The sequence below is a fragment of the Haloarcula salinisoli genome, from assembly GCF_019599405.1.
Classification (GTDB): domain Archaea; phylum Halobacteriota; class Halobacteria; order Halobacteriales; family Haloarculaceae; genus Haloarcula; species Haloarcula salinisoli.
Map to the genome: position 1 here is coordinate 93131 of NZ_RKLQ01000005.1, position 11637 is coordinate 104767.

16 protein-coding genes are annotated in these 11637 nt (G+C 60.4%); 4 read left to right on the plus strand and 12 right to left on the minus strand.

The annotated features are described in order from the left end of the window. Positions 1-125: 125 nt before the first annotated feature. Together xseA and EGD98_RS18745 are read left to right on the plus strand one after the other, a co-directional pair. Positions 126-1334: an exodeoxyribonuclease VII large subunit gene (gene xseA / locus EGD98_RS18740; protein WP_220589880.1), complete on the plus strand. Its 1209-nt coding sequence runs from the start codon at positions 126-128 to the stop codon at positions 1332-1334. Continuing rightward, on the plus strand, positions 1331-1507 hold the full coding sequence (locus EGD98_RS18745) for an exodeoxyribonuclease VII small subunit (RefSeq protein ID WP_220589881.1): 177 nt from the start codon (positions 1331-1333) through the stop codon (positions 1505-1507). Before xseA ends, EGD98_RS18745 begins: the two co-directional genes overlap by 4 nt. A gap of 13 nt (positions 1508-1520) precedes the next feature. Here the strand turns inward: EGD98_RS18745 and EGD98_RS18750 are convergent, their stop codons facing one another. The 5 genes from EGD98_RS18750 to EGD98_RS18770 form a co-directional block, all read right to left on the minus strand. After that, positions 1521-1814, minus strand: a complete 294-nt coding sequence (locus EGD98_RS18750; protein WP_236039629.1) for a PIN domain-containing protein — start codon at positions 1812-1814, stop codon at positions 1521-1523. A gap of 93 nt (positions 1815-1907) precedes the next feature. Next, on the minus strand, positions 1908-2234 hold the full coding sequence (locus EGD98_RS18755) for a UPF0175 family protein (protein WP_220589882.1): 327 nt from the start codon (positions 2232-2234) through the stop codon (positions 1908-1910). Between the two features lie 210 nt (positions 2235-2444). Further along, positions 2445-3257, minus strand: a complete 813-nt coding sequence (locus EGD98_RS18760) for an ABC transporter permease subunit (protein ID WP_220589883.1) — start codon at positions 3255-3257, stop codon at positions 2445-2447. Further along, entirely contained in the window at positions 3254-4060 is an 807-nt protein-coding gene (locus EGD98_RS18765) for an ABC transporter permease subunit (RefSeq protein WP_220589884.1), read from the minus strand. Before EGD98_RS18765 ends, EGD98_RS18760 begins: the two co-directional genes overlap by 4 nt. Continuing rightward, positions 4057-4971, minus strand: a complete 915-nt coding sequence (locus EGD98_RS18770) for an ABC transporter ATP-binding protein (protein WP_220589885.1) — start codon at positions 4969-4971, stop codon at positions 4057-4059. Before EGD98_RS18770 ends, EGD98_RS18765 begins: the two co-directional genes overlap by 4 nt. Positions 4972-5386: 415 nt before the next feature. Here EGD98_RS18770 and EGD98_RS18775 point away from each other — a divergent pair, with 415 nt between their 5' ends. Continuing rightward, positions 5387-5719, plus strand: a complete 333-nt coding sequence (locus tag EGD98_RS18775) for an exodeoxyribonuclease VII small subunit (protein WP_220589886.1) — start codon at positions 5387-5389, stop codon at positions 5717-5719. On the opposite strand, the gene EGD98_RS18780 is transcribed toward EGD98_RS18775, so the two are convergent. The 5 genes from EGD98_RS18780 to EGD98_RS18800 all read right to left on the minus strand — a co-directional run bounded on the left by EGD98_RS18780 (position 5682) and on the right by EGD98_RS18800 (position 7994). Continuing rightward, positions 5682-5942, minus strand: coding sequence for a DUF8150 family protein (locus EGD98_RS18780; protein ID WP_220589887.1), 261 nt, complete (start codon positions 5940-5942; stop codon positions 5682-5684). The two genes, EGD98_RS18775 and EGD98_RS18780, sit on opposite strands and share 38 nt — an antisense overlap. A 234-nt stretch (positions 5943-6176) precedes the next feature. Then, entirely contained in the window at positions 6177-6692 is a 516-nt protein-coding gene (locus EGD98_RS18785; protein WP_220589888.1) for a PIN domain-containing protein, read from the minus strand. Further along, positions 6693-6995, minus strand: a complete 303-nt coding sequence (locus EGD98_RS18790; protein WP_220589889.1) for a hypothetical protein — start codon at positions 6993-6995, stop codon at positions 6693-6695. Positions 6996-7360: 365 nt separating this feature from the next. Further along, positions 7361-7636 (minus strand): winged helix-turn-helix domain-containing protein, encoded by a 276-nt coding sequence (locus EGD98_RS18795; protein ID WP_220589890.1) that lies wholly within the window; start codon positions 7634-7636, stop codon positions 7361-7363. Positions 7637-7847: 211 nt separating this feature from the next. Next, positions 7848-7994, minus strand: coding sequence for a DUF7837 family putative zinc-binding protein (locus EGD98_RS18800; RefSeq protein ID WP_220589891.1), 147 nt, complete (start codon positions 7992-7994; stop codon positions 7848-7850). A 215-nt stretch (positions 7995-8209) separates the two neighbouring features. On the opposite strand from EGD98_RS18800, the gene EGD98_RS18805 reads away from it, so the two are divergent. Next, complete coding sequence (locus EGD98_RS18805; RefSeq protein ID WP_220589892.1) at positions 8210-9574, plus strand: GIY-YIG nuclease family protein; 1365 nt, start codon at positions 8210-8212, stop codon at positions 9572-9574. A 729-nt stretch (positions 9575-10303) separates the two neighbouring features. Here the strand turns inward: EGD98_RS18805 and EGD98_RS18810 are convergent. Together EGD98_RS18810 and EGD98_RS18815 are read right to left on the minus strand one after the other, a co-directional pair. Continuing rightward, positions 10304-10732 (minus strand): DUF6884 domain-containing protein, encoded by a 429-nt coding sequence (locus EGD98_RS18810; RefSeq protein WP_220589893.1) that lies wholly within the window; start codon positions 10730-10732, stop codon positions 10304-10306. 156 nt (positions 10733-10888) lie between these two features. Beyond that, a complete protein-coding gene (locus EGD98_RS18815) occupies positions 10889-11551 on the minus strand; it encodes a hypothetical protein (protein WP_220589894.1) in 663 nt (220 codons plus the stop codon). Between the last annotated feature and the right edge of the window lie 86 nt (positions 11552-11637).

Genomic DNA, 11637 nt, shown 5'->3' on the forward strand with positions numbered 1-11637 from the left:
GTCCTCGGTAAGTAGTTTGTGCGGGGCAGAACCCCCGCAGCCCCTTGGGGGACACAAAATCGGGCTGCTGTGGCGTCCCTGCTACCACCAGTATTTACGGTGAATGCTAGCCACCACTGAGACGAATGGGTACAGAGCCGGACGCGACACCGGACTCGGACCTCGCGACGCTCCAGGAGCGCCTCGATACGGAGTCGGTCACGTTCGTCGACGCGATGAACGACGAACTGGCGACGCTCATCGAGGACGCCAATCACCTCGGCTTCGACTATCTCGTCGGCGACGTCGCCGACTACGGACCCTCCTCGAACGGCCACCTCCACTTCGATCTGGTCCACAACGAGTCGAGTATCCACTGTGTCTGCTTCCAGTTCCGGGTGTCCCGTCTCGACGCTGACCTCGAGGACGGTCTGCAGGTCGCGGTGAAGGGGGATCTGTCGTACTACGAGGACGGTGGCTCGGTATCGGTCATCGTCGAGGACGTCGTCACCGTCGGCGGCGGCGTCTACCAAGAAACCTACGAGCAGAACCGAGCCACCCTCGCCGAGGATGGCCTGCTTGACCCTGACACCAAACAGGCACTGCCGGAGCTTCCGAGTACGGTGGGCCTCGTCACGAGCGCTGACAGCGATGCTCGCGAGGATGCAGTGACCAGTATCCACGAGCGATACCCCGACGTCGACATCATCGTCCATGATTCCCCGGTCCAGGGCATGGACGCGATGGCCGGGCTGATGGAAGCGATCAGCGTCCTCGACGACGACGCCAGTGTCGACGTGATCGTCCTCACCCGTGGCGGTGGCTCGGACAAACACCTTCGGGTGTTCAACGAGACGCCGCTCTGTCGGGTCATCCACAACGCGTCGACGCCGGTGGTCGTCGGCGTCGGCCACGAGAACGACCGGACGCTCGCCGACGAGGTAGCCGACAGGCGGGTGATGACACCCACCCACGTCGGTGGTATCGTCCCGGAGAAGGCAACGCTCGTCGACGAGCTGCAGACGTTGTCGACGCGGCTGGACACCACCTACGAGACAGCTGTGATCGACAAACTCGAGACGTACCAGCGTGAATTGGACCGAGCATACGAGAGCCACGTCGAGACGGCCTGCACCGAGTTGCGGACCGACCTCGACCACGCTTACGAGACGTTCGCCACGGAACGGCTCACGACGCTGCAGAATCGGCTCGATAGTGCCCGCGACCAGTACGACGAACGCCGGCAGCACCGCCAACAGACCGCCCAGTATCGCCGACAGCGACGACTGCTCATCGCCGCCCTGCTCGTGCTGGGGCTGGCCGTCGCAGCGTTGGCTGCCTACATCATCCTATGACCGACACCGATATCGCCGACAAGACGGACCGCATCGAATCGATCATCGAACAGCTCGAAGCCGGTGACGTCTCGCTGGAACGGGCGACCGAGCTGAAAGCAGAGGGGGACGACCTGCTCGAAGCACTCGAAGCGGAACTCGACCTGGGTGACGGCGAGGTTCGCGAGCAGTAAAACAGATTCCCTCTCACTCGTCGAGAAACGCCTCGAACTCCCGCGCGGGCGAGTGAAACCCAGCCTCGTCGACCCAGCGCTTGAGATACGTATCAGCGGTCGTGGCTCTAAGCGCTCCGTCCTCGACGAACCGAACGAGCAGCCCGATAGATCCAGTCAGTCCGATTCCACGCTGCGTTGCGACCGACCGTGCATCACCATCGTCGGTGACGACAGTGCCATCAGCGGCAGCCGCAACAGCCACTGCCTGTGCTTCACCGGGATCTAACTTGTTCTGGAGGTCCTGTTCCACCGACTGTGACCGCATGCGGGAGCTCCGCAATGAACTCGATGTGATCGACATGCGCAAAATTCGAGAGGACAGTCGTGTTGCAAACGGTCGCACTCGATGGTGTATCTGTCATTCGAGGTCGCGGGCCGTCTCGATTTCGTCACGGGCTGTGGCCATGTCTTCTGGGCCGAGTCGGAGCTCGACACCCTCTTCGCGGAGGATGTCACGCATCTCGAACCGATTCAGATCAGCCAGGCGAGCAGCTGTCCCGAGCGTGATGGCCTCATCAGCATACAGCGATACTGCCGCTGCAATCCGGGCCTGCTCGTTTTGCTCGAAGAACTCCCGTACGACGTGTCGGATCGCGTCGCTCTTGTTCTCGAAAATGCCCGCTGTGACAGCTCCCTCGATGAGATAGGTCAGATCGTCCGGCATCGTGGCAGTGGTGCGGGGCATATCTACAGGTGGAGCAGGCCGAGTGCCTCGGGGCTTGACCCCGAGGCGGTTCACGGAGCAAACTGAAACTGCATACATTATATGAATTGTGCCAGCTGGTCCCACATCTGGGAGCTAAAGGCTATGCCCAGTCGACGTGTCCTGGCAGCGGTATCGCGACCCGGGACGCGAGACGGGCCCGCCGGCGAGCCCGAAATTCTCCCTCGCGGTCTAGAGGTCGGCCGTCCTGAAGCGGCGGTAGCCCAGCGCGACCGGGACGACACACCACGCGAGCAACGCTACCAGCCCCATCCACCAGTCCACGTAAACGGGACCGTCCGCGTATCGCGCCGCCCGGCCGATATCGAAGCCGGCCCGGAGGAGCCTGTAGAAGGCCTCGGTCGGGGCCAGCAGCCTGACCAGCAGCGCCCAGTCGGGCATGTCGGACAGAACCGACAAATCGAATCGATGGAGGAACAGCAAGGCAAAGGAGTGGACGCTTCCCCAGAACGGCACGAACACCACGTAGCCGCCCAGCGCGCCGAGCGTGATACGGCGGTCGGCGGTCGTTGACATCGACAGCCCGACCGCCAGTGAGACGAATGCCACGCCATAGAGGGAACTCAGGAACAGGAACAGTGGGTACCCGAGCAGCCCCTCGGTGCCGTAGCGGACGGCGCCGACCGCCCCCGCGAACACGAGCGAGACGACCGTCGGCACCAGAAGGACGGCCGCGCGGCCGGCGAGGGTCCCGGCCACGAGGTCACGACGGGATTGGGGCGCTGACAGTGTCAGAAAGAGGCTCCCGCTCGCTCGTTCGTGGCTGATAGACTTGTAGCCAAGAAGGAGCCCGAGCAACGGGACCGTGCTCCCGACCACGCCCGCCAGCCCGTCGACAAACCCGACGAAGGTCGGGTCGCCGAGATACTCGTGAACGACGGCATACCCCACGAACACGACCACGGAGAGCCCGGCGAGCAACCAGATACCCGTCGATCGCCTTGCCTGGTGGAGGTCCTTTCTCGCGATGGTCCGCCAGCTCATGCGATGTCCCTCCGGACGAAAGTGCCGTAGGCAACTGCCAGCGGTCCGACGCTCCACAGCACCAGCAGGACCAGCGCCACCCACTCGTTGAGGTACCACGGTCCACTCACCGGTTCACCCTGGACGAGCCCCGTGACGACCCGCCCGAAGACGTGGCCCGGTTCGATGCCGATGAGGAACTGCGCCGGGCCGGGCAGACGACCGTCGATGACACCGGCGGCGTCCAGCCCGGCTCTGAGTGCCGCCGCGACCAGATCCCAGACGATGACGAAAAGAAACACCAGGCCGAACGCGAGTACCAGCGCCCGCCGCCTGGTCGCGACGACGAGCGAGGTAGCGAGGCCGAGCCCACACCAGAGTACCCCGAAGAGGACCGTCAGCAGGACGAACACCAGAAACCGCCCCAGGACAAGCTCGCCGAACGGGTAGACGACCAGTGCGCCGGCGACAGTCAGCGCCCCCACCAGCACGCCAGTCAACAGACCGGCACGGCTGCAGAACTTCCCGAAGAGCAGGTCCAGCCGGCTGTGTGGCAGCGACAGCGAGAGCCGTAGCGCCCCGGATTCCCGCTCACCCACCACCGCACCGTAGCCCAGCAACACGCCGACAAACGGCAGCACTGTCGTGAGCCACCCGCGCACGTACCCACCGAACCGGGCGGTCGTTATTGGCTCGGTTCCGAGAACCGGGTAGACGTACGCCGAAAGCAGGATACTCAGTGCCGTCAGCCCGAGCAGCAGCTTGCCGGAGCGGGTGCCGACGGTTACGTGGCCGTCCTGTCGCGCGATGGTCTGCCAGCTCATCGGTTGCTGGCGTTGGTGTACTCGATGAACATGTCCTCCAGTGAGGCCTCGTCGGTCCGGAAGTTCAGTACGTCGACGCCGACGTCGCGGAGCTCGACGAGGATGTCCATCTTCACGTCGTCGACGCAGGTGACCTCGATGGTATCCTCGTCGGTGGTGATGACCGTCTCGACGCCGTCCATAGCCCTGAGGGCGGCGAGGATCCCGTCGGTGAACTCGTCGACGGTGATGACGAGCTTGGTGCCACCACCCAGGGAGTTCCGCAGCCCCTGGATGGTGTCGACGGCGACGAGTTCGCCGTCCTGCAGGATACCGACCCGGTCACAAACAGCCTCGACCTGTTCGAGAATGTGACTGGAGAAGAAGATGGTCGCGCCGCGGTCGTTCTCCTCGCGAAGTATCTCTCGCATCCGTGCGGCGCCGTTGGGGTCCAGTCCGGTGGAGGGTTCGTCCAATATCAACAGGTCCGGCTCGCCGACCAGCGCCATCCCGAGCACCAGTCGCTGAGCCATCCCCTTCGAGTACTCGCTCGCCAGCCGGTCGGCGTCGTCGCGGATGCCCACCCGGTCGAGGATGCGTATCGGGTCCGCCTCTGCCTCCTTCGAGCGGATAGCGTACTCGATGTGCTGGCGCCCGGTGAGGCGCTCGAACACCGAGTACCCTTCCGGGAGGACGCCGATCCGGCTGCGGGCCTCGACACCCTCGCGCTGACAGTCATGACCGAAGATACTGACCGACCCCTCCGTCGGCGTCACGAAATCGAGTAGCATGTTGATGAACGTCGACTTCCCGGCACCGTTGGGCCCCAGAAAGCCGAACGTCTCGCCCTCCTCGACGACGAGGTCGACCCGATCGAGCGCAACCGTCGTCTGATACTGCTTCGTTACCCCGGTCGAATTTATTACAGTCACGCGTCATGAAATGTTCGTCGGGATTATAAAAACCGGTTCGGAGTCTCCGACTCAGAAGTCCGGCACGAGGGAGAGTCCCTTGAGAGACAGGGTCCCACTCCGGCCATCGGCAAGTCGTCGCGACCGTCCGCCGGTCACGTGTGTCGAATGTGCGATTACGACGGTCCCGAAGATAGTAGTCCCGTGACCGTTCAGCGCCCCGATACAGGGCGCAGTGAGTCCACGTCCCCAGAGACACTGGCCACGGAACAGCTCACGACGCTCCAGAACCGCCTCAACAGTGCTCGCGACCACTACGACGAACGCCCCAGCACCGCTAACAGACCGCCCAGTATCGTCGGCAGCGACGCCTGCTCATTGCTGCCTTGCTCGTGCTGGGGCTGGCCGTCGTCGCACTGGCCGTGTACATCATACTATGACCGAGACCGACATCGCCGACAAGACCGACCGCATCGAATCGATTATCGAACAACTAGAGTCCGGGGACGTCTCCCTGGAACGGGCGACTGAGCTGAAGGTAGAGGGGGACGAGCTACTCGAAGAACTTGAGGCTGAACTCGACCTCGGCGACGGCGAGGTTCGCGAGCAGATAACCGATTCTATATCGGAAATTCGCTTTCTCACTGGGAATCGCGATCCGCAGTGGGCGGTTGCAGCGAGTTTGTCTCGTAGGCTTTTCGACGGAGCCTCAGGACTGCTGGGCACAGTATTTACGAATAGTTGTTTGAGTCATCCCGTGCCGCGATAATGTCTGCAGCGAGGTCTTCGACGTGTTGCTGATGTGCTCCAGTAGTTCCGGCGCTTTGGGCGGCTTCGAGTTGGCCGTTGACCACCGCGTTCTGCTGTGTCCCCCACGTCTCCGGTGGTTCCGATTTGATGTACTCGACCCATCGTTTGATGCCCTCGATGCGTTGCTGTTGGTTACGCTCACGCTTCGCAGCAAGTTCGTCACGCGTGTTTGAGTCGGTCATATTCGCCCTCGACGTCGAGTCAAGTTACCCATTTTTCGAGCCGAGGGACACTGAGGCTTTCCTCGAACAGTGTATGCAGGTGGACTGCATCTTCGATGTCCTTCTGGGCCCCGAGATAGAGTTTGTACGCGACTTGCAGTTCGAACGGCCGATCGGCAGTACTTCGTCGTTGATTCGGGCGGAGATGGTGTTCTGAAGTGAGGCTCACGGCCCAACTCGGGTTCGACGCCCTACTCAATCGGTCTCCTCGAGCAACGTCCGAGCTCGCTGCACGTAGCTGTTCTCGCCCCAGCTGCGGGCGTCACTGATCTCCTCGAGGAGTGTGCGAGCGTCCGCACCTGACAGGTGCTCGGTCTGCACCAGGACCGAGAGCATGGTCGGTGTCGTCACAAGTCGCGTATCAGCGAGTGACGCATGAATCAAGCCGAGTTGGTTGAATTCGTCACAGAGAAACAGTGCAGCACCGATCTCGTTTGAAAGAGTGACGGCCGCATTCTCGCCATCATCGAGTGGGAAATCCGCGTCGAGGTCGACCGACCGTGTCCCGAATTTGTCAGTGTGATTGAGGACGGTAGTTGCTGCATGACCGTGCGTATCGTCGTACGACGCTATCTCTCGGAGTTCCTCGACAACAGCCGTTGGGACGACAACATCGTACCGAGCCAGACACATCGCGAGCGGGTCGGGAGCTTTTCCAGCGACGATGCCGAGACTGACGAGAGCCGAAGCGTCTGCGACGAGTCTCGACATCTATGCGTCGGCGACCTCGTCGATAAAGTCCTCGTCCAGCTGCTGTTTCAACACCCGCAGGTTCGCAGCCTCTTCGGCCCCGACGAGTGCTTTGAGCTGGTCGAAAGAAATCTCATCGTCGTAGTAGGCGGCTGCGATCTCCTGGGTGAGCGCGTCGTCGTGGGTGGCCTCCTGGAGGTACTCCCGCAACGCAGTCACGAGGATATTCGTCCGGTCCTCGCCAAGGACATCCGCAAGTGCATCGGTGCGATCGATAAGCCGATTCGGCGCCCGAAACTGGACGCGCTTCTTGTCGCTACTCATTATGTGTACATTGTGAGCCAGACAACTTAGCCCTTGTCGTGTGTACAATGTGAGTGTCACGGGATTGGCGACTGAGATTGGGCTGGCCCACTTGCGAAGACCTCGCCAGTCTCCTATGCATGGCGGTGTTCAGTATCGAGATTTTGGGCTGGCTGTGCTATGTCCTGCTGTTTGCCGTGCATAGTAGGAACCCCCGCACCCGCCCAGGGGTGCACAAAATCATGAGGTACTCAGACCGATGACAGACCCAGTCAGAGCTGCCGTCTCGGGGGACTGCACAGCCCCTGCCAGATATCTAAGATAGGTGTCTTAGACTGTACTCTTAGATGCCGACAGCGACGTCGTAGTTCCAAGCCGGCGACCGTTCACACCATATTCTGGGCGTCGATCGTCTCCATGACAGTCTCTCCCTGCTCTGTTGCCCCATAGACACGCCCTTTCCGACGGTCTTCAGAGACTAGTAACGTGACCAACTCCTCTTCTTGGAGTTCCTGGAGGGCACGCGAGACGTGCGCGATAGACAGGTCGGTGTCGTCTGCGATGAGTGAGGGTGTCGCTGGGCCCGTCTGCAATCTGTCGAGGGCAGCGACACGGTACCGGGAACTGATGACGTAACTGACGGCATCCCACTCGTCGGTCATAGGCCACCTCTCGGGTGTCCAGATGGGTTCGTATACAGTATACAATACGCAGCGCTGATGGTTATGTCAGACATTAGTAATGATTCCCGACTCGCTTTCCAAAGTGCTTGGCTTGCACTCGAAAGGCGCTCTGTCTGATGGATGTACCCCATTGCGGTACTATCGCTCCTGTCTGCAGTCCAAGCGAACGACAATACACACTGAAGCGCCGCTACTCGGGGTCGACGACATCGCTACAGTTCGGACACTCGGCCCACATCCCAGTCGTCCCCTCGGTGGTCTCGTACTCGATGAGCAGCCACGACTCTGTGATTGCGGCGCCACAGAGGGGACAGTCGCCGAGGTCGTCCGGTGTCATACAACGGGAGTGGACGGAGCGTCTAGTATATTCCGTCTAAACGTGACTGCGTGTCCTGTCCGGGTAAGCCTTGTCCGAGAGTGCGTCATGTAGATCGAGCGGCTTCTATCGCTGGGTGTACGCTGCTCCAAATCTGATGAGGAGGTCCAGCATACGAACTGAGTAGGACCGTATAGAGAAACTGGCTTATTACGGCCCCCATTCGACACTGCGTAATGACTGCGTCGCGAACCAAAGACGATCTATGGGATTCGTGGGTTGAGGAGACGATACTGGCGGACATCACCGACCCAGCCACGCCCGACCCCGTCCCGATGCTCGACGAGCGTGGGGCCGAGCTGGATATGACCGACGCCTACGATGAGTATCGCCTGGGCCGGGGCAGTGGCGACTACCTCTATGTCCTCTACCTGTTCGACGAGTCAAAGCCTGGCCCAGCGGCCATCAGACCGGTCTACATCGGCGAGTCCGGCAACGTTGCGAGCCGGCTCCTCGACCACTTCCGGAAGCTCCGTGATGCCCTGCCCATTGCCGACTGGACCGATGATGGCTCGTGGGGTAGTTTCGGGAAGTACGACCACATTGCGACGGTGGTCGACCATGCGGACGCGCCCCTCTGTGCCTGGGTCATCGACACGGAGGATCTCGAGACTGGACCCTACGGCTACCCCACCTACAGACACGAACTGGAAGCGAAACTTGTCGGCCTCGTCCACTCGAGCTCACGTTTCGACCGGATTTTCGCCAACCGCGATTTCGTCCCGAACAGGGTTCCCCAGCAGATGGCGCAGGTCGGCCCAGCGTGGGTCGAGTACATCCATGAGACACCGAATTCCGAATTAGCGCGTGACGTCGACGGGCTGCCCGACACCAAAGCCGGCCTGTGGGACGACTGGCTCTCGCGGACACTCTGCCGGGATATCGCCGATGGCGAGAGTTCTGACCCCATTCCTCTGTTCGCGACCGACGAGAACCGCGTCGTCGAGTTGACCGAGCGGGGCGGGCTGAAGCGCAGCGACGCTATCGACGCACGCATCCGCCAGGAGGGCAGCAAGTGTGTCACCGCGGATGGGGTCGCGGATGATTTCGAGGGGCTGCTGTACATCATGTACCAGCTGGATGGCGATGGGACCGACCCAGCGGACCTCGTCCCGCGCTATATCGGGAAGGCCGAGGCCTACGGCAAGAAGAACGCACAGAGTGCGAACTTCGAGGAGATCGCCAAAGAGAGGGACGCCACCCGAGCGTTCGCCCGGTGGGGCGACGGCGACTACTGGCACATGGGGGAACTCTCGAACACCGTGTTCGGACGTGGGGAGAAGAAGCTGAGCTGGGCCAGCGAGCTGTTCGAGCAGGGTACCCATCAGCTAGAGGACCAGACCTACCTGTGGGTCCGGGCTTGGGGCCCAGAGACGTCTCCCGGGCCGTATGGCTACCCGGCGACGTTGGCCGAGGTCGAGCCGCTACTGGTCGGGTTGGCGTATGCGGCTGCACCAGGGCAGCTGTTGAACCACAATGAAGTGCCCGACGACGCACCGGCGAACCGGCGTGAGTACACGTTTGAGCCAGCCGAGGAGTGAGCTTGGACCGAGAGAAGTAGCGTACTACACAAAGGCCAAGGTCTGACAGACCTAAGTTTGAATATCAACTGACAAATAACCAATGATATGAGAACGGTCAGCTCCGATTACTGTCCAGAGTGTGGTTCCGATGAAGGGTTGATTCTAAAAGAGCCAACGGAGGATGTTGAGTGGGTACAGTGCGAAAATTGTGGAGAAACCTTCAAAATGTGAATTAAATGGGGAAAGAGAATTCTGACACAGACTCTCCAGAGATAGGAGAATTCAAATCACTCAAGAGTTCCCTCGATGAGATTCGTAGACGCTATGATGATGAAGAGGGCCGAAGGTCTGCTATCGATACGAAAATAAGTGGCCTTCTAGCATTGAATTCTCTACTCCTTACCGTGGTTGCTACTCTGCCGGATTTCGGTGATGGCTATAGTAAGTTTTGGGCTCAGATACTCCTGTTACTCTCAGCCCTGTTATCGTACTCTGGGATCGTTTTTGGACATCGGCTCTGGGGAAAGTATTCCCGACCGCTTCAACATCCTGGGCAAATATATTCGAAAGTGCAAAAGAGTGAATCCGAGTTCGATGAGGATTTTCTAGAACTGTACACTAACTCTTCAAAAAAGAATGAGCGTATCAACGACTGTAAGAGAAGGTTCTTGACAGTTAATTTTCTCGTGACTGGCTCGGCTATCTGTGTAATTCTGGTAGGGAGTGTACTGTAAGTAGTGGGATTGCTTACAACTGCTCATTGTACCAGGCCTGCGTCTCGCCGATGGCCAATCCCTCGGTCGGTATCTCGACTGTCACGCCGCTGTCCTCGATCCTCGGGAGGAGTTCCTCGTAGTAGTCCTTCCCCGCATGCAAGACGAGCGTCACGTCCTCCGAGAGCAGTCCGTGCTCGGCCAGCTGGGCGGCCACCTGATCGGCCCACTCTCGTTTCCGTGCGACCGGAGCGCCCGATAGTGTCTCGTCGTACGGTTCGATGGACGGGCCGTCAGGCGCTAGCAGGCCGTGTTTGGCCGAGAGAATCCACCAGTCGTCGTGGTACTGTTCAGCGTAGGCCCGCATCTTCCGGAAGTACGAGGAGGTGTAGAGGGCCTTCGGTGGGGCTGGCTGGTCCTGTTTGGTCTTGACGCAACTGACGAGGCCGATCTCCTGTGACATAGACGCTGGGCGCACGATGGTCACGCCTCCAAGGCGCTCACAGCTTCGTCAATTACCATCTGTGTTTCTGGAGACGGCTGTGACAAAGCTGTTTGGGCACCGACACCCCCAATCCAGACTCCAGTGAGTCAGCGGCACCGCGCAATCCGGTGTCTCTCAGACATCCTCGAACCATGCCACTGTGTCGTCGTAGAACGCCTGCAGCGTGTCTTGCTGAAACTGACCAAGATAACAGAGTGGATGCCGTTGTTCCTGCCCGTTCGAATCGCGAAGGAACCGGCTTGGCTCATTGAGCCCACTCTCCTGCAGGAAGGCGGGCTCGTCGAAGACGATATGATAGCCGCCGAACGCACCCAGTTCGCCGGCTTTCTCGAACGAGAGACAAGAGAAGCCGCCATGTTGGAAATCTGTTCGCAATCCGCGGAGAAAGCCCAGTTTCCGGCCATAGTATGACTTGGTCGTCCCGCCCGATGCTGGCGTGAAATCACCCTGTGTGAGTGTATATTGGGAGGCTGTCTGGCGATTGAAGAGGACCCGAACTGTCTCGTTGAACGAATACAGTGACGAGAGATAGTTGTGCAGCAGCCGGAGCACTTCGAAGGCTTCCTCTTGCCGGTTCGATTGGTGGCACAGAAAGATCGGGTTCGTGGCCAGATCGCCATCGATGTACTCGTCGAGCTCGTAGTAGTTCTGGTCGACCGTCCGTTTGGCAGCGCTCAGTCGCGTCCGATCCGTGTCACTGAGTCGGCGATCTGGAGAGACAGTCGCCTCCGCAAGCGTCTGTAGCTGGTACGCAAAATCCGGATCGTCGGCCGCCACGAGTCTATTCGTCTGGGTCGTCGTCGAACTGGACAGCGAGCAGCGCCTGTTCGGCTGTTTCGATATCGCCGCCTGCAGATTCTGCG